Origin of the sequence: Allobosea sp. BE125 (assembly GCF_031456075.1) — a bacterium.
Lineage (GTDB): Bacteria > Pseudomonadota > Alphaproteobacteria > Rhizobiales > Beijerinckiaceae > Allobosea.
This window is the reverse complement of sequence record NZ_JAVDTY010000007.1, coordinates 283,740-300,972: the sequence shown is the minus strand read 5'-3', so window position 1 is coordinate 300,972 and position 17,233 is coordinate 283,740. Positions and strand designations below refer to the sequence as shown.

The window sequence follows — 17,233 nt, the reverse complement described above, 5'->3', positions numbered from 1 at the left end:
CGGGAGGCTCCCCGCCTGCTGTTTTCGCTCGTTTTATACGGGCGTGCGTTCCCACACATAGAGCATGCTTCAGAGACCGATGCCAACATGAGCAGCTGACGGTCTATCTGCTTTCCGGTTCGGCGACGGCGATCGCCGCACGGGCCTGCTCCCACTGCATGGCGCGGCGATTGCGCCGGCCACCGAAATTCCCCGACACTCGCGGCCAGCGATCGCTCGATGGATGAGGAGAGGCCGGAATGCTGGATTGGGCGCGCGCCAGGGCCGAGGCTGCAAGCATCACCGAGAGCTGGCGACAGGAAGGCGGCCCCGGCGGAGCGGTCGTGATCTTCGACACCACCGGCGTGCGCGAGGCGCTGAGCGGCGGCTTCGCGGTGATCGAGCATGGGCTCGCCTTCACCCCGGACACGACGAACCGCTTCGCCTCGATCAGCAAGCATATTCTGGCGACCCTGCTGCTGCAGGCGGATGTGCCCTTCGACGCCCCGCTCGGGACATGGCTTGCGGATCTGCCCGAGGCTTTCGCCCGGCTGCCGCTTGGCCGCGCGCTCGACATGACCGGCGCCTTGCCGGATATGATGGAGGTGTTCTGGCAGCGCGGTGTGCCCTACACCGCCAGCCTGAGCGCCAGCGAAATCCTCGCCGTTGCGCAACGCCTGCCGTCCCTGAATGGCGAACCCGGGCTGGAGATGGCCTATTCCAACACCGGCTGGCGCCTCGGCCAGCTCGTGCTGCAGAAGCGGCTTGGGATCGACTATGCCCGGGCCGTGGACCGGCTGATGGCGGAATTCGACCTGCCGATCCGATTTCCGCAGGATGAGACCGAGATCGTGCCCGGTCTCGCGACCGGGTATTGGCGTGACGGCGAAAGCTGGCGGCGCGGCCGCTACGGCTTTCATTTTTCCGCCTCGGGCGGGATCGCCGGCAGTGCGGCGGGGCTGGCGCGCTGGGCCTCCGCCCTGCTCGCCGGGCGCGGCACGCTGGCCGGCATGCTGGAGCGCCTGACCGCGCCGCGCGCCTTCGCTGATGGCAGCGCCAGCGTCTATCGGCTCGGGCTGGTCTGCAGCGCGCTGGAGGATGTCGCACTCGTCGGCCATGGCGGCTCGCTGCCCGGCTATCGCAACCATGTCCTGATGGCGCCCGCCCATGGCGTCGGCGTCGTCGTGCTGAGCAATCGCGAGGAAGACGCGCTCTGGCTGAGCCTGCGCGTGCTTGCCGCGCTGCTGGGCCGAGACTTGCCCAACCCCGCAAACGAAGTGCCCACCGGCCTGTTCGCCACCGAGAGCGGCCCGTTCTGGGCGGAGCTGGCGCCGGATTCGATCAGCTTCATGGGCGGCTATGAGCGCCTCGTCAGCGACGGCGACAATGGCCTGCGCAGCCTGCCCGCCTATCTCGACATCAGGCTCAGGCAAACCGGCGCTGACACGCTCGAAGGCACGATAGGCGGCGTCCGGCGCCGACTCGTACGCGTTCCCGCGGAAACGGCTCTCGACCCGGGACTGCCTGGGCGCTGGCGCGAGCGCATCTTCGGCGCCGAGATCCTGATCCGCCCGGACGGTACGGCGGTGATGCCCTGGACCGGAGACGCCGGAATCGAAACCGTGCTCACCGCCCTGCCCGGCGGCCGGGCACTCGCCGATCTGAGCCATGGCCCGTGGCGGCATCGGCCTTGTCTTTGCTTGCAGGTGGATGGGTCGCTTCATCTCGCCAGCCACCGCGCCCGCGTCCTGCAATTCGACCGCATTGCCGAACAAGGAGCCCGGTCATGAAAGTCTCGCGTCTCGCCGCCCTGGCCATCTCGGCGGCCTGTCTCGCCTTCCCCGCTCAGGCGCAGCGGGCGCCCGGAAAAATCCTGCGCGTCGTCCCTCATTCCGACCTCAAGAACCTCGACCCGGTCGCATCCTCGATCGTGATCACGCGCATGCATGGCTTGATGATCTACGAGACGCTGTTTGCCTGGGACGCCAGCCTCAATCCCAAGCCGCAGATGGTCGAGAGCTTTTCGACCTCCGACGATAAACTGACCTGGAGCTTTACTCTGCGCCCGAGCCTGAAATTCCATGACGGCCAGCCGGTGACGACGCGCGATGTGATTCCTTCACTGAAGCGCTGGATGGCGCGCGACACGATCGGCGGCAAGCTCGGCGAATACACCGAGGGCATGCAGGCCATCGACGACAGGAGCTTCACGCTCAAGCTGAAGCGGCCGATGGCGCTGGTACCGTTCGCGCTCGGCTCCGCTGTCGGCCAGATCCCGGCGATCATGCGCGAGAGCGACGCTACCAGCGACCCGATGAAGCCGATCTCGGAGACCATCGGCAGCGGGCCGTTCCGCTTCAACAGGGCGGAATGGCGTAGCGGCGCCAAGGTCGTCTATGACCGCAACCCCGACTACGTGCCGCGCTCCGAACCGGCGGACGGGCTTTCGGGCGGACGCATCGTCAAGGTCGACAGGGTCGAGTGGATGATCATGCCCGACCCGGCGACTGCGGCCGCCGCGCTGCAGACTGGTGAGATCGACATCTGGGAGCAGCCCAGTCAGGATCTCGTCCCGGTCATTTCGCGCGACAAGAATGTCAAGATCGAGCGCTACAACAACCTGGCGACCCAGGCGCTATTGCGACCCAACCAGCTGCATCCGCCCTTCGACAATCCCAAGGCCCGCCTCGCGCTCGCCTACGCCACCGATCAGGCCGAGTTCATGGCTGGCGGCTATGGCGACGAGGCGTGGTGGAAACGCTGCAACTCCTATTTCATCTGCGGCAGCCCCGACGGCACCGAGGCCGGCGCTGAAATCTTCGGCAAGCCCGACCTCGCCAAGGCCAGGCAGCTTCTGGCGGAAAGCGGCTACAAGGGCGAGAAGCTCGTGCTCACTTCGAGCATGGACATTCCAGCGATCGGCCGCATGGCCGAAGTCGCCGCCGACAGCTTGAAGAAGGCAGGCTTCAACATCGACCTGCAGTTCTCCGATTGGGGCACGGTCACGACGCGCCAGCAGAATCGCGGCACCACCGATCAGGGCGGCTGGAACCTGTTCGTGACCACGGCCTCGGGCGCGACCATGCAATCGCCGCTGACCAATATCGGCACCAACATGGCCTGCGAGAAGGCCTGGGCCGGCTGGCCCTGCGACGCGCAAGCCGAGCGACTGCGTGGCGCGGTCGTCGATGCGCCCGACGACGCCAGCCGCAAGCTCGCGATCGAAATCCTTCATCGCCGGCTGGCCGAGGTGCAGCCCTATCGGGTGCTCGGCCAATTCGACCAGCCCTATGCCCGGCGCAGCAATGTCATGGGCGTGCTGAGCGCGCCCGTGATGCTGTTCTGGAACATCGAGAAGAACTGAAACGGCTCTCGAGGCGCGCCCTGCAAGAGCCGGGGCATCTTCCGGCCCTTGCAGGGCAGGCTTCACGGCTTTATATGCATGCGAGTAATTAGCATGCTATGTAATTTCCCATGACCACGAACCGCTCCGCTTCCGAACTCGCATTCGCGACCAGCCTCTCGACCGCCAGCCGCAAGATGCAGACGACGTTCGACGGCCTGCTCCGGCAAAAGGGGCTGACGCTGGCGCGGGCGCGGGCGCTGCTTCACATTGCCCGCAACCCCGGCGTGAACCAGAGCGAGCTGGCGAAATTCCTCGTGATCGAAAGCCCGACCCTGGTCCGGCTGCTGGACGCCATGGAAAATCAGGGCTTCATTCTGCGTAGCGCCGTCGAAGGGGACCGGCGGGCCAAGCAATTGTCGTTGACCGAGTCCGCGCAAGGCGAACTCCGGCAGGTCGAGGAGCTCTCGCAGATCATCGGCGCCTTCATGCTGCGCGGCGTCGATGAGGAGGATCTGGCGGTGGCCACTCGCGTGCTCCGCCACGTCTTCGAGAACATCGAGGCAGCGATGGACGGGCATGACGCATCATGACGAACGCAGCCGAAGGCACATCGTCCGCGCCAGCGCCTACCGCCGCGATTGCGGCCCCACCGCCCGACCCGACCCTGCAACGGAGCATCGCCTGCATCGGCGCCTCCGTCCTGCTTTGGACGACGCAAGGGCTGGGCATGAATTTCGTCGCCGGGAACACGGCCCAGATCCAGGGATCGCTCGGCGCGACGCTGACCGAGACGAACTGGCTCATCGCCGCCTATATGGCGCCCAATGTCAGCCTGACCCTGATCCTGACCAAGATCCGCATCCAGTTCGGCTTGCGCCGCTTCGCGCTGCTGAGCCTGGGCGTCTTCGTCTTCGCCTCGATCCTGCACCTGTTCGTGCATGATCTGCGCGCGGCCGTGGCCATCCGCTTCCTGGCCGGCATCGCGAGCTCGCCGGTATCGACGCTGGGCTTCCTCTACATGCTCGAGGCCTTTCCGGCGTCAAAGAAGATGAGCTGGGGCCTGAGCCTGGCGCTGACCTGCACGGCGGCGACGCCGACACTGGCACGCCTGCTCGCACCGGCGCTGCTCGATCTCGGCCAATGGCAGGAACTCTACACGATGGATATGGGGCTGGCGCTGCTCGCGGCGGCAGTCGTCTATCTCCTGCCATTGACGCCGATCGTGCACACCAAAGTGCTGCGCAAGCTCGATTTCGTCAGCTATCCGCTGATCGCGCTGAGCTTCGGCCTGCTCGCCGTCGTGCTCGCGCTCGGGCGCTATTATTGGTGGCTCGAGGCGCCATGGCTCGGTTGGTGCCTGGCAGCCTCGCTCCTGTCGCTGGGCCTCGCAGTCGCGATCGAGGCGCAGCGCGAGGCGCCGCTCTTGAATGTGCGCTGGCTGATGAGCCGCGAGATCCTGCATCTGGCCGCGATCATGCTGCTCTTCCGCCTCGTCCTGTCCGAGCAGACCGCCGGCGCGATCGGGCTGTTCCAGACGGTCGGCCTGCTCAACGAGCAAAGCGCCGGGCTTTATGGCGTGATCCTGTTCGCCTCCGTGGCGGGCGGGCTCGCTTGCGGCGCCCTACTGAAGCCGGAGCGCATTCCGGCGCTGCACGGCCTTGCGCTGACCTGCGTCTGCGTCGGCGCCTATCTCGACAGCCAGGCCACCAACCTGACGCGCCCGGCGAACATGTATTTCAGCCAGGCGCTGATCGCCTTCGGCGGAGCGTTGTTCCTGCCGCCGTCCTTGTCCACCGGCTTGACGGTGGCGATGAAACGCGGGCCGGAATACATCACCAGCTTCATCGTCACCTTCCTGTTCACGCAAAGCATTGGCGGGCTGATGGGCTCAGCCTTCTTCACCAGCTTCGTCGTGCTGCGCGAACAGTTCCACTCCAGCTATCTGGTCGAGCGATTGACGCTGAGCGACCCGCTGGTCGTCGAGCGCGTCCGCCAGCTCGCAAGCTCCTATGGCAAGGTGCTGACCGACAGCCAGTTGTTGAACGCGGAGGGGCTTGCTCTGCTCGCGCAACAGGCGACGCGGGAGGCCAATATCCTTGCCTATAACGACATCTTCCTGCTGATCTGCTGGATCTCCGGCTTCGCACTCTGCGCCCTGATCGCGCATCTGCTTTATCTGAACCTCCGGCAGGCGATCGCCGACCGGCGGTCTCTTACTGTCGCCTAGAGCATTGCGCGAAAAAGTGGGCACCGGTTTTTCGCGCAATGCTCTCAACTCCTGGAATCGATCACGTCGCATTCGGACGGCTTCGCCCGAATGCGACGTGATCTAGAACCGAACCTGCCATGTTGAAATCGCTCCGCTCGCCCGCGACCCTGCTCGCCCTTCTCGTCGCCCTCTGTGGGGCGCTGCTCGTGCTCTATGCCTGGAAGCTGCCGCCCTTCCACAACGCGGTGGAGACGACCGAGAACGCCTATGTGAAAGGCCAGGTCACGATCATCAGCCCGCAGCTCGCCGGCTATGTGAAGACGGTGGCGGTGCAGGACTACCAGCTCGTCAAGGCCGGTGACCTGATCGTCCAGATCGACGACCGGATCTATGACCAGAAGGTCCAGCAGGCGCAGGCGCTGCTCGCCGGCCAAAAGGCCAATCTGGCCAATGCCGACCAGAGCGTCCGTTCGGCCCAGGCCAAGATCGGCTCGAGCGAGGCGCAAATCGCCAGCGCGCAGGCGGCGCTGCGGACGGCAGAAGCCACGGACGACCGCGTCAGCGCGCTGCTGGAAAAGCACATCTCGACCCAGGCCACTGCCGACCAGGCGACCCAGGCACTCGACCAGGCGCGCGCGGGCCTGCGGCAGGCACAGGCCGCGCTCGAAGTGTCGCGACAGGATCTGCAATCGATCGTCGTCAACCGGCAATCATTGGAAGCGGCGGTGCAGAACGCCGAGGCCACAGTCCAGCTCGCCGAGATCGACCTGCAGAACACCCGCGTCCTGGCGCCTCAGGATGGCCGGCTCGGCGAGATCGGCGTGCGTCTCGGACAGTATGTTTCGGCTGGAACGCAGCTCGCCGCGCTCGTGCCGGCACGCAAATGGGTGATCGCGAACTTCAAGGAAACCCAGCTCTACGGCATGAAGCTCGGCCAGCCTGTCAGCTTCACCGTCGATGCCCTGCGCCACCAGACGCTGACAGGGCATATCCAGGAATTCTCGCCCGCGACCGGCTCCGAATTCAGCGTGCTGAAGGCCGACAACGCGACCGGCAACTTCACCAAGATCGCCCAGCGCCTGCCGGTCCGCATCGCGATCGACGACAATCAGCCCCTAGCCGCGCAGCTGGCGCCGGGCATGTCCGTCGTCGTCAAGATCGATACGGCGGCAGCCGCGGAGAACGTGCCGGCCCTGCGCTGACGAGAGTTCCGTCCTGCGGTTCGAGCCCTTTTGTCGTGCTTCGCAACTGGGCCGGTACAATTGCGATTACCGTTAACGGGTTTTTTGACGTTCCCGGGCGATTCTAATGACCCGATTCGCTCAAGCCGTCAGTTGCTCATGGGTCAAGTCCTGCAGTTCCGCCTCCCGCTTGCCGATGCCAGCGAGGCCCTCCCCGACATCGATCTGATCACGGCGGTCGACGTCGCCTTGCGCGACCTCGCCGATATCGCGCCCCATGTCACGCTCGCTTCGGCGCGCGCCCAGCTCGCGGCCTGCCGCGAGATGCTCCAGGCCTGCTTCGACGCTGCCGTCGAGCCCCGCTGAAAGCGTAGAGCATTGAAGCAATCCAGGAGCCGTAGCGCGCTACGACGCTGGATTGCTTCGCTCCGCTCGCAATGACGGAAACGCTGCCGGCTCAGCCGCCGATATTGAAGGCCGCGAGCGCCGCCATATTGACGATGTCGCTATCCTTGGCGCCCAGCGGCACGATCTGCACGGGCTTGTCGAGGCCGACGATCAGCGGGCCGATCACGGTCGAGCCGCCGAGCTCCTGCAGCATCTTGGTCGAGATCGAGGCCGAGTGGAACGCCGGCATGACCAGCACATTGGCCGGACCGCTCAGGCGGCAGAACGGATACTGGCTCATCAACTCGCGATTCAGCGCGACGTCGGCAGCCATCTCACCGTCATACTCGAAATCGACGCGCTGGCCGTCGAGCAGCTTCACCGCTTCGCGCACCTTCTCCGAGCGCTCGCCGGCCGGATGGCCGAAGGTCGAGAAGGCGAGCATGGCGACCTTGGGCTCGTAGCCAAGACGACGGGCGACGCCGGCAGCCTCGATCGCGATCTCGGCAAGCTGCTGCGCCGTCGGCATCTCGGTGATCGCCGTATCGGCGACAAGCACCGTGCGCTCGCGCGAGAGCACGATCGAGACGCCGATCAGCCTGTGGCCGGGCCGATCGTCAATGACGCGGCGAACCTCCTCCAGCGCGATCGAGTAGTTGCGGGTCACGCCCGTGACGAGCGCATCGGCATCACCAAGCGCCACCATCGCGGCGGCGAAGTGGTTGCGGTCCTGATTGATCAGGCGCTGGCAGTCGCGGAAGAGATAGCCCTGCCGCTGCAGCCGCTCATAGAGATATTGCGCATAGGCGCTGTTGCGGCGCGAGAGGCGGGCGTTCTGGACCGAGATGCCCTTGGCCTCGAGGTCGATGCCGAGGAAGGTCGCGGTCTCGTAGACGCGCTCCTCACGCCCGACCAGGATGGCGTGGCCGAGCCCCTGGTTGACGAAGGACACCGCCGCGCGGATGACCTGTTCCTCCTCGCCCTCGGCGAAGACGACGCGCTTGGGATAGCGCCGGACGCGCTCGAAGATGCGGTTCAGCGTGCCGGCGACGGGATCGCGCCGCGCCGAAAGCTGCGCCTTATAGGCGGGAATATCGACGATCGGCTTGCCGGCGACGCCGGTCTCCATCGCAGCCTTGGCGACGGCGACGGGCACGACATGGATCAACCGCGGGTCGAACGGCACCGGGATGATGTATTCCTTGCCATAGCGCGGCCGCGAACCCTGATAGGCTGCAGCGACCTCGTCGGGCACGTCCTCGCGAGCGAGCGAGGCCAGCGCCTCGGCCGCGGCGATCTTCATCTCCATATTGATCGTCGTGGCGCGGACATCGAGCGCCCCGCGGAAGATGAAGGGGAAGCCGAGGACGTTGTTGACCTGGTTGGGATAGTCCGAGCGGCCCGTCGCCATGATCGCGTCGTCGCGGATGGCGTGGACCTCCTCGGGCGTGATCTCCGGATCAGGGTTTGCCATGGCGAAGATGATCGGGTTGGGCGCCATCGAGGCCACCATCTCCGGTGTCACGGCGCCCTTCTGGCTGAGGCCGAAGAAGGCATCGGCGCCCTCCATCGCCTGGGCCAGGGTGCGCCGGTCGGTAATCGCCGCATGGGCCGATTTCCACTGGTTCATGCCCTCGGTGCGGCCCTGGTAGATCACGCCCTTGGTGTCGCAGAGGATGACGTTGTCGGGCTTGAAGCCCATCGCCTTGAGCAGTTCCGTACAGGCGATCGAGGCTGCGCCGGCGCCGTTGATGACGAGGCGGGTCGATTTGACGTCGCGGCCCGTCAGGTCGAGCGCATTGATCAGGCCCGCGGCAGCGATGATCGCGGTGCCGTGCTGGTCGTCATGGAAGACCGGGATGTCCATCAATTCGCGCAGGCGCTGCTCGATGATGAAGCATTCCGGCGCCTTGATATCCTCCAGATTGATGCCGCCGAAGGACGGACCGAGATAGCGCACCGCGTTGATAAAAGTGTCGGCGTCCTCGGTGTCGACCTCCAGATCGATCGAATCAACGTCGGCGAAGCGCTTGAACAGGACCGCCTTGCCTTCCATCACCGGCTTCGAGGCGAGCGCGCCGAGATTGCCGAGGCCGAGGATCGCGGTGCCGTTGGAGATCACGGCGACGAGATTGGCCCGCGCGGTGTAGTCATAGGCCTTGGAGGGGTCTTCCGCGATCGCCAGCACCGGTACGGCGACGCCGGGCGAATAGGCCAGCGAGAGATCGCGCTGCGTCGCCATCGGCACGGTCGGGACGATCTCGAGCTTGCCCGGTCGCCCTTCCGAATGGAACAGCAGCGCCTCCTGATCGGTGAAGGTCGGGCGGGCGCGTTTGATCGGCGGCTGGTCGTTCATGAACGTATTCTTTTTTGTGAGCGTTTCCTGAAGGAGGCGGACCATAGGCAAGCCCCCGCCCGCCCACAAGATACGCGCAACGATCAACGCTCATGCCTGCAAAGCGAAAATCGCGCGGCGAGGCGCTCAGCCCCGTCAGAGCCTGCCGCGCACGCTCTGCACGAAATCGCCGACATAGCGGTCGAGCGCGACGGTCTGCTCATCGACTTTTCGGGCCGCCGCGACCACGCGCACAGCTGCATCGCCAGTGATACGCGCCTCGTCGCCGACCGTGCCGACGCTGGCGGTGACGACGCTGGTGCTTCCGGCGACGGCCTGGGCGTCGGCGGCGATGTTCGAGGCGATGTCGGCCTGTCGGCTGACGACATCGGCGAGGATGCCGGAGGTCTGCTCGATCGAGGTCATCGTGCCCTCGATATGCGCGACGGCATCCGACGCCGTGGCGGCCGCGCCGCGAATCTCCTGCAGCGTCTCGGCGATGTCGCGCGTCGCCTTCTGGGTCTGCTCGGCCAGGTTCTTGACCTCGCCGGCAACGACCGCAAAGCCACGCCCGGCCGCGCCTGCACGTGCCGCCTCGATGGTCGCGTTCAAGGCGAGCAGATTGGTGCGGGCGGCGATGTCCTCGATGAAATCGAGCACCGCGCTGACCTTGTCGGCCGCCTCGGCGAGGCCGGCGACGTCGCGGCGCGTCGAGCGCACATAGCTCGCCGCATCGCGCGCGGTCTGGTCGGCATGGGCGGTCTGGCGCGTCAGCTCGCGGATCGAAGCCTCGATCTCCTCGGCAGCGACGGCAACGCTGCCGACACGCTGCGAGGCGCCCTCGGCCTGCTGCGTGACGTCGGCCGCGCGCTGCGCCGTCTTGTTGGCGCTGCTCGCCATTTCGCTGGCGGCTTCATGCATGCTGCGCACTGACTGCCCCATACCCTGAAGGGCCTTGCCGACGGTGACTTCCAGCTGGACGGCGAGATCCTCTAGCGCCGCCTTGCGGCTGTTCTCGATGTCCAGGCGACGGCGCTCCAGCGTGCGCTCCGCCGTGACATCGGTCAGGATGCCATCCCAGCAGATCGAGCCGTCCGCCAGGCGGCGCGCCGCCGCGTCGGTGCGCAGCCAAACGATCGAACCGTCATCCTTCTGGTGGCGAGCCTCGAAGCGCCAAGGTGCGAGAGCATGCTCAGCGACGCTCCTGGCGTTCTCCCTGGCCAGCACCTCGCGGTCCTCGGGTGCCATCCACCGCAGCCAGCTCGTCGGCTCGCGCTCGACCTGCTCACGCGTGACGTCGAGCAGCTTCTCGATGCCGGTGCTGGCGAATTTGTAGCTGACCACGCCGTCGGGCTTGATGATCTTCTGGTAGAGCACGCCCGGCGTGTTCGCGGTGAAGGCCTCGAGCTGGCGCAGGGTCTCGACACGCTGCTGGTCGCTGGTCATGACATAGCCGATGAGGCAGGCGGCGAGCAGGTTGATGGCCGTCGGACCCAGGCCGGAGAAGGACGGGATCAGCTCCCAGGCCTCCGGAAACGGCACGAAGATCGAGATGATCAGCACCGGCATCCAGGCTGCGACGAGCCCGATGAAGATCAGGTCCCGCATCGCCGCGCCCCGGCTCGCGCGCCGCAGGCGCCATCCGTAAATACCGCCGATGCCGCCGCAGAGCAGGATGCCGACAAAGCCCGGTACCGCGCCTTCGCCCCCCAGATAGAGGCGCACGCCGCTGATCACGACGGTCGAGATCACGGCCGAGATCGGCCCACCCAGGGGGCCGGAAAGACCGGCGACGACATTTCGGAAGTCGAGCAGGATACCGGGCTTGACCACGACCGGGTCGAGCATGCTGGCACAGCCTGCCGCGGCGAAGACGATCCCGACGATGATTTGGCGCAGCAAGTGCCTCTCGCCCAGCCGCTGCATCGCCAGCGGCACGAAGACCGCCGCGATCAGAAGGTAGCTGAGGCCTCTGAGCAGTTCGAACAGCATGGCGGTACGCACAACCAGGACGGGCGGAGGGGGCTTCCAGCTCGTTACTTACGCCGAGCGCCGTTGATAAACTATAAACCGTAGGACGCTCGGCCGCCGAGCGAGCCCCACATCGAAGCCCCCTTTTGACGGGGATGGCGCGCATCCGAGAGGTTCCCAAGCCGGAGCCGAATCGCTAGCGTTCGCCGCGCCATGCGTCACCTGAATGATCCCCTTTCCGATCGAATCGACACCCACCCCGCCCCATCGGCCGTGCCGAAGGACGAGACCGCCCGCGTCACGCCGATGATGGCGCAATATGTCGAGATCAAAGCCGCCAATCCCGACTGCATGCTGTTCTACCGGATGGGCGATTTCTACGAATTGTTCTTCAGCGATGCCGAGATCGCCTCGCGCACGCTCGGCATCGTGCTGACCAAGCGCGGCAAGCATCAAGGCCATGACATCGCGATGTGCGGCGTCCCGGTCGAGCGCGCCGACGACTACCTGCAGAGGCTGATCGCGGCTGGCCATCGCGTCGCCGTCTGCGAGCAGGTCGAGGATCCCGCCGAGGCCAAGAAGCGCGGCCCCAAATCGGTGGTGCGGCGCGATGTGGTGCGGCTCGTCACGCCCGGCACCATCACCGAGGAGCGCCTGCTGGAACCCGGCCGCGCGAGCCTGCTGGTCGCGGTCGCGCGCCGCAAGCTCAGCGATGACGGGGCGCTCTATGGGCTTGCGGCCATCGACATCTCGACCGGGCGCTTCAGCGTGATGGAGGCGCCGCAGGAGCGGCTCGCAATCGAGTTCGCGCGCCTCGAACCGCGCGAGATCGTCTGCCCCGACGCGATCTACGACGATCCGGCGATGAAGGCGTTCTGGCGCGAGGTCAATGTGCCGGTGACGCCGCTGGCGCGCGAGGGTCTGGACGCGGCCTCGGCCGAGCGCAGGCTCAAGGAGTTCTTCGGCGTCGCCACGCTGGACGCCTTCGGCGCCTTCACACGCGCGGAGATCGCGGCGGCGGGCGCCGCGCTCGCCTATGTCGAGCGCACGCAGTTCGGCGCGCGACCGCCCTTGTCGCCGCCGGTGCGCGACGCCGGCGCCGGCACCATGCTGATCGACGCCGCGACGCGGACCAATCTCGAATTGACGCGGACCCTATCGGGCGAGCGGACGGGAAGCCTGCTCGCCACAATCGACCGGACGGCGACACCGGGCGGCGCGCGCCTGCTCGCCGAGCGATTGGCTGGACCGCTGACGGATACGGCGGCCATCGCCAATCGGCACGACGCCATCGCGGCGCTCGTCGCCGACAGCGCCCTGCGCGAGGATCTTCAGCGCGCGCTCACCCGCGTTCCCGATGTGGCGCGTGCACTTGCCCGCCTCTCGCTCGACCGTGGCGGTCCGCGCGACCTCGCCGCGCTTGGGGCCGGTCTCACCGCCGCGCGCGAGATCGCAGCCCTGCTCGCCCGCCAGACGACGCTGCCGCAGGATCTCGCCAACGCCGCCAGCGCGCTTGCGGCGACCGATCCGGCTCTCCCGACCCGGTTGACCGATACGCTGGCCGAAGAACTCCCGCTCAACCGCCGCGACGGCCGCTTCGTCCGCGAGGGTTTCGACGCCGCCCTCGACGAATTGCGGCTGCTGCAGGTCGATTCCCGCAAGGTCATCGCGCAACTGCAAGCGCGCTACAGCGCCGAGACTGGCTGCCGGACGCTGCGGATCAAGCATAATTCCATGCTCGGCTACTTCGTCGAAGTACCCCAAGCCGTCGGCGAGGATTTCCTGAAGGAGCCCTGGCGGGCAACCTTCGTGCACCGGCAGACGATGTCGGATGCGATGCGCTTTTCCTCGATCGAGCTTGGCGAACTCGAGGCCAAGATCGCCTCGGCCGCCGATCGCGCCTTGAAGCTCGAGCTCGGCGTCTTCGCGGCCTTGTGCGAGGCGGTGCTGGCTCAGGCCGAGCCGATCAAGGCCGCAGCCGCCGCGCTCGCCGAGATCGACGTCTTCGCCGGGCTCGCGGAACTCGCCAGCCGCGAAGGCTGGAGCCGTCCGATCATCGACGACAGCGCCGCCTTCACCATCACAGGCGGACGCCACCCGGTCGTGGAAGCCGCGCTCAAGCGGGACGGCAAGCCCTTCGTCGCCAATGACAGCGAACTCTCGCCGCCTGGCGAAAGCAGCGGCGGCGGGCGCATCTGCCTGATCACCGGTCCGAACATGGCGGGTAAATCGACCTTTCTGCGCCAGAATGCGCTGATCGCGGTGCTGGCGCAGATGGGCTCCTTCGTGCCCGCAGCCAGCGCCCATCTCGGCATAGTCGACCGGCTGTTCTCGCGCGTGGGTGCGGCCGACGATCTTGCGCGCGGACGCTCGACCTTCATGGTCGAGATGGTCGAAACCGCCGCGATCCTGAACCAGGCCGGGCCGCGCGCGCTGGTTATCCTCGACGAGATCGGGCGCGGCACCGCGACCTTCGACGGGCTCTCGATCGCCTGGGCAGCGATCGAGCATCTGCACGAAGTCAATCGCTGCCGCTCGCTGTTTGCGACGCATTATCACGAGCTCACCGCGCTCGGAGACCGGCTGGAGCGCGTCTCCAACGCGACCGTTCGCGTCACCGAATGGAACGGAGAGGTGATCTTCCTGCACGAGGTGGTGGCAGGCGCGGCCGACCGCTCCTACGGCATCCAGGTCGCCAAGCTCGCAGGCCTGCCGCTCGCCGTGGTCGAACGGGCCCGCGCGATCCTCAGTGAATTGGAGAAGACCGAGCGCGAGAAGCCGGTCGCCTCGCTGGTCGACGACCTGCCCCTATTCGCCGCGCCGGTCAGGCGGACTGTACCGGTCATGGCCGTCGCTGCGGTCGATGCGTTACGCGAGGCGCTGAACGAGCTCGACCTCGACGAAATGACGCCACGCGCGGCGCTGGAGGCGCTGTACCGGCTGAAAGGGCTGGGATGAGCCTCAGCCGAGACGCCTGATGCTCGTGATCGCGCCGAAGCTCTTGGCCTGGATGCGGTCGCGGGCCGTGCGCAGCGGCTCGCTATAGACCGTCATCGTATAGGCGGTGGCGTGCAGCAGCGTCTCCGGGTCGGTCAGGATGCCGACATGGCCCTTCCAGAAGACGAGATCGCCGCGTTGCAGACCCTGAAGGCTGTCGTCGAAGACGACGGGTTGGCCGAGCGATGCCTCCAGCATGTCGGAATCGCGCGGCGAAGCGACGCCCGCCGCCGCCAGCGAGAGCTGCGTCAGCCCCGAGCAATCGAGTCCGAGGCTGGTCTTGCCGCCCCAGAGATAGGGCACATGCAGGAAGCGCTCGGCGACGGCAACGAAATCGGGTTCATAGGCATCGGCGGCGGAGAGATGGGCGGCGAATACGTGCCCGCCATCGGCAAGCACGAGGAAGTCGCCGGCCTCTCCCGCGACCGTGACGCCTGCGCCGAGCGACAAGGCCGCCAGCGGCGGCAATTTCATCGATGCGCCGGGATAGATGAGGGTCCGAAGCGCTTGGACGCGGTGCGTCGGCACGGGAGCATCCAATCGCAACGCGTCGTCGGGCACGTAGCCGACATAGCCGTCGGAGGCGAGCTGGACCCAGGCCCAGCCTTCATGGCTCTCATAGACGTCGACCAACTCGCCCGACAACGCTTCCGTATCGAGGGGCGCGTCGGGGCGCGGCTCGCGGCGCACAGGCGCAGAAGCCGCGACGACGCGCATCGGCTCGGGATCGACGAAAGCGCGCGCCTCGACCTGTCCCCGCAAGCGGCTGGCGGCGAGATCGGGGCGGGCAGGCGTGAGGCGGCGGTCGAGAATCAGGCTCATGGCTGCAATCTAGCCACTACCGGTTAACGCGCGAAGACTCCGGGTTTCAGCTACCGCCAAGCTCCCTCGCCCGCTCCGTCACCAGATCAGCCAATTTCTCGACCGCGAGCGCGCCTGCCACGGTGCGCTGGATGATGACATTGCGGCGGTCGAACTCATCCCGCCGCCGGCTGACGAGGCCGAGCTTGCCCATGGTGTCGAGCGCCCGCGTGATCACCGGCTTGGTGACGCCGAGCTGCGCGGCGAGCCCGCGCACGGTATGGGGCGGCAATTCGAGATAGATCGTCAGCAGGATCGCGGTCTGGCGGGCCGAAAGATCGGCCTGCCCGTCGCGCACCAGATCGAGATGCACCTGCCGCCACAGTCTGAGCGCCTGCGAGGGCCTGATCTCCAAGGGCATGAATACGCGGATCCCGATCGTTACGGACCCGTATCATTATGCGCCTTCGGCCCGGGTGCAATCGCTGTCGTGCAAGAAGCTTAACCGACAGAAGAGGCTTAACCGACCGGGTGAAGCTGCTTCAGCAGCGCATAGGTCAGACGGGCGGCCTGGCACTCGCCCCCCTCCGGCCGGCCGGGCTTGGCCGAGGGCGTCCAGCCATAGATGTCGAAATGAGCGTATGACGCACTCTTTTCGACGAAGCGGTTCAGGAACAGGGCGGCCGTGACCGAGCCGGCGAAGCTGCCGCCCGAGACATGATTGACGTCGGCGATCTTGGAATCGAGCAGCCCGTCATAAGGCGGCCAAAGCGGCAGCCGCCAGACCGGATCATTCACCGCATTGCCGAGGCGGGCGATCTCGGCGGCCAACCCGTCGTCATGCGTATAGAAGGGCGGCAATTCCGGTCCAAGCGCGACGCGGGCCGCACCCGTCAGCGTGGCGTAGTCGATCAGCAGCTCCGGCGCCTCCTCGTCGGCGAGCGCCAGCGCATCGGCGAGGATGAGCCGACCTTCCGCGTCGGTATTGCCGATCTCGACCGTGATGCCCTTGCGGCTCTGCAGCACGTCGCCCGGCCGGAAGGCTGAGCCCGAAACCGCATTCTCCACCGCCGGTACAAGCAGACGCAGCCGGACCGGAAGCTTCGCCAGCATGATCATGCGCGCAGCGGCGATCGCCGCGGCAGCCCCGCCCATATCCTTCTTCATCAGCAGCATGCCCGCCGACGGCTTGAGATCGAGGCCGCCAGTGTCGAAGGCGACCCCCTTGCCCACAAGTGTGACCTTGGGCTGGCTGGGATCGCCCCAGACCAGATCGACCAGACGCGGCGCGCGCGGCGAAGCGCGGCCGACCGCATGGATCATCGGGAAATTCCTGGCCAGCAGGTCGTCGCCGACGATGCTGGTGACGGTGGCGCCGCATTCCTCGCCGAGCGCGCGAATCGCCGCCTCAATCTCGGCCGGGCCCATGTCATTGGCCGGCGTATTGACGAGATCACGCGCGAGCATGGCTGACGTCGCCACCGCGCTCAGCTCCTCGCCATCGACTCCGTCGGGCAGTACGAGGCGAGCCGTGACGGAAGCGGGATTGCGGTAGCGGTCGAAGCGGTATCCCTGCAGCAGCCAAGCCAACGCAGCCAAACCGGCATCGCCGATCTCGCCCGACAGCACATAGTCCCCAGCCGGCAGGATCGCCGCGAGCCGGCCGGGCGCGAACGGATCGCGGCGACGCGATTCGGGCGGCTCGACGCCGAGCAGCACGGCTGCCACCGCTCCCGAAGCATCCGGCAAGGCAAGATGCTGGCCCGGCCGGGCGGCGAAGCCCTGAGCCTGCGCAAAGCGCCGGCCTTCCGGCGCCAGGGCTTCGAGCAGTGTGGGTAGCCCGGCTTTCGAGACGACATGAACCGGAATGGCCGAAGGCGAGGCGGAAACGAGAAGGCTGTGCACGGAGATGGACACCTGATCGGAAGCGAGGCCGGGGACCGGTCGCGAGGCGGTGGTTAAGAATGCATTAGGGTTAACGCTTTATCACCGGCGGGACCAGATTTTCCATTGTTGCGAGGCGATCC

Annotated in this window: 12 protein-coding genes; 7 read left to right on the top strand and 5 right to left on the bottom strand. The window is 66.7% G+C overall.

What is annotated here, in order from left to right; genetic code table 11:
• The first annotated feature begins 239 nt into the window (after positions 1 to 239).
• From J2Y55_RS17775 to J2Y55_RS17750, 6 genes are all read left to right on the top strand, one after another.
• Positions 240 to 1,769: a serine hydrolase domain-containing protein gene (locus J2Y55_RS17775; RefSeq protein ID WP_310156140.1), complete on the top strand. Its 1,530-nt coding sequence runs from the start codon at positions 240 to 242 to the stop codon at positions 1,767 to 1,769.
• A complete protein-coding gene (locus J2Y55_RS17770; RefSeq protein ID WP_310156137.1) occupies positions 1,766 to 3,343 on the top strand; it encodes an ABC transporter substrate-binding protein in 1,578 nt (525 codons plus the stop codon). Before J2Y55_RS17775 ends, J2Y55_RS17770 begins: the two co-directional genes overlap by 4 nt.
• A gap of 110 nt (positions 3,344 to 3,453) precedes the next feature.
• Positions 3,454 to 3,915 carry a MarR family winged helix-turn-helix transcriptional regulator gene (locus J2Y55_RS17765; RefSeq protein ID WP_310156134.1) on the top strand — a complete coding sequence of 154 codons (462 nt, stop codon included), beginning with the start codon at positions 3,454 to 3,456 and terminating at the stop codon, positions 3,913 to 3,915.
• Positions 3,912 to 5,552 (top strand): MFS transporter, encoded by a 1,641-nt coding sequence (locus J2Y55_RS17760; protein ID WP_310156130.1) that lies wholly within the window; start codon positions 3,912 to 3,914, stop codon positions 5,550 to 5,552. The genes J2Y55_RS17765 and J2Y55_RS17760 overlap by 4 nt, the downstream gene beginning before the upstream one ends.
• A gap of 119 nt (positions 5,553 to 5,671) precedes the next feature.
• Positions 5,672 to 6,736, top strand: coding sequence for an HlyD family secretion protein (locus J2Y55_RS17755; RefSeq protein ID WP_310156127.1), 1,065 nt, complete (start codon positions 5,672 to 5,674; stop codon positions 6,734 to 6,736).
• Positions 6,737 to 6,874: 138 nt separating this feature from the next.
• Positions 6,875 to 7,081, top strand: a complete 207-nt coding sequence (locus J2Y55_RS17750; RefSeq protein WP_310156125.1) for a hypothetical protein — start codon at positions 6,875 to 6,877, stop codon at positions 7,079 to 7,081.
• 91 nt (positions 7,082 to 7,172) lie between these two features.
• On the opposite strand, the gene J2Y55_RS17745 is transcribed toward J2Y55_RS17750, so the two are convergent.
• Together J2Y55_RS17745 and J2Y55_RS17740 are read right to left on the bottom strand one after the other, a co-directional pair.
• The gene (locus tag J2Y55_RS17745; RefSeq protein ID WP_310156122.1) at positions 7,173 to 9,458 is read right to left on the bottom strand and encodes an NADP-dependent malic enzyme; all 2,286 of its coding nucleotides are present in this window, start codon (positions 9,456 to 9,458) and stop codon (positions 7,173 to 7,175) included.
• Positions 9,459 to 9,593: 135 nt separating this feature from the next.
• Entirely contained in the window at positions 9,594 to 11,429 is a 1,836-nt protein-coding gene (locus tag J2Y55_RS17740) for a methyl-accepting chemotaxis protein (RefSeq protein ID WP_310156120.1), read from the bottom strand.
• A 192-nt stretch (positions 11,430 to 11,621) separates the two neighbouring features.
• On the opposite strand from J2Y55_RS17740, the gene mutS reads away from it, so the two are divergent.
• Positions 11,622 to 14,366, top strand: a complete 2,745-nt coding sequence (gene mutS / locus J2Y55_RS17735) for a DNA mismatch repair protein MutS (protein WP_310156116.1) — start codon at positions 11,622 to 11,624, stop codon at positions 14,364 to 14,366.
• 3 nt (positions 14,367 to 14,369) lie between these two features.
• On the opposite strand, the gene J2Y55_RS17730 is transcribed toward mutS, so the two are convergent.
• The 3 genes from J2Y55_RS17730 to J2Y55_RS17720 all read right to left on the bottom strand — a co-directional run bounded on the left by J2Y55_RS17730 (position 14,370) and on the right by J2Y55_RS17720 (position 17,111).
• Positions 14,370 to 15,227: a C40 family peptidase gene (locus J2Y55_RS17730; RefSeq protein ID WP_310156112.1), complete on the bottom strand. Its 858-nt coding sequence runs from the start codon at positions 15,225 to 15,227 to the stop codon at positions 14,370 to 14,372.
• A 46-nt stretch (positions 15,228 to 15,273) separates the two neighbouring features.
• Positions 15,274 to 15,627, bottom strand: a complete 354-nt coding sequence (locus J2Y55_RS17725) for a MarR family transcriptional regulator (RefSeq protein ID WP_310156110.1) — start codon at positions 15,625 to 15,627, stop codon at positions 15,274 to 15,276.
• 98 nt (positions 15,628 to 15,725) lie between these two features.
• Positions 15,726 to 17,111, bottom strand: coding sequence for a leucyl aminopeptidase family protein (locus tag J2Y55_RS17720; RefSeq protein ID WP_310156107.1), 1,386 nt, complete (start codon positions 17,109 to 17,111; stop codon positions 15,726 to 15,728).
• Positions 17,112 to 17,233: the final 122 nt, after the last annotated feature.

Excerpts from the sequence above, each read along its gene's own strand:
- J2Y55_RS17775 (WP_310156140.1), top strand. The coding sequence starts at position 240 with ATGCTGGATTGGGCGCGCGCCAGGGCCGAGGCTGCAAGCATCACCGAG.
- J2Y55_RS17745 (WP_310156122.1), bottom strand. The coding sequence starts at position 9,458 with ATGAACGACCAGCCGCCGATCAAACGCGCCCGCCCGACCTTCACCGAT.
- mutS (WP_310156116.1), top strand. The coding sequence starts at position 11,622 with ATGCGTCACCTGAATGATCCCCTTTCCGATCGAATCGACACCCACCCC.
- J2Y55_RS17750 (WP_310156125.1), top strand. The coding sequence starts at position 6,875 with ATGGGTCAAGTCCTGCAGTTCCGCCTCCCGCTTGCCGATGCCAGCGAG.
- J2Y55_RS17760 (WP_310156130.1), top strand. The coding sequence starts at position 3,912 with ATGACGAACGCAGCCGAAGGCACATCGTCCGCGCCAGCGCCTACCGCC.
- J2Y55_RS17740 (WP_310156120.1), bottom strand. The coding sequence starts at position 11,429 with ATGCTGTTCGAACTGCTCAGAGGCCTCAGCTACCTTCTGATCGCGGCG.
- J2Y55_RS17725 (WP_310156110.1), bottom strand. The coding sequence starts at position 15,627 with ATGCCCTTGGAGATCAGGCCCTCGCAGGCGCTCAGACTGTGGCGGCAG.
- J2Y55_RS17755 (WP_310156127.1), top strand. The coding sequence starts at position 5,672 with ATGTTGAAATCGCTCCGCTCGCCCGCGACCCTGCTCGCCCTTCTCGTC.
- J2Y55_RS17770 (WP_310156137.1), top strand. The coding sequence starts at position 1,766 with ATGAAAGTCTCGCGTCTCGCCGCCCTGGCCATCTCGGCGGCCTGTCTC.
- J2Y55_RS17765 (WP_310156134.1), top strand. The coding sequence starts at position 3,454 with ATGACCACGAACCGCTCCGCTTCCGAACTCGCATTCGCGACCAGCCTC.
- J2Y55_RS17730 (WP_310156112.1), bottom strand. The coding sequence starts at position 15,227 with ATGAGCCTGATTCTCGACCGCCGCCTCACGCCTGCCCGCCCCGATCTC.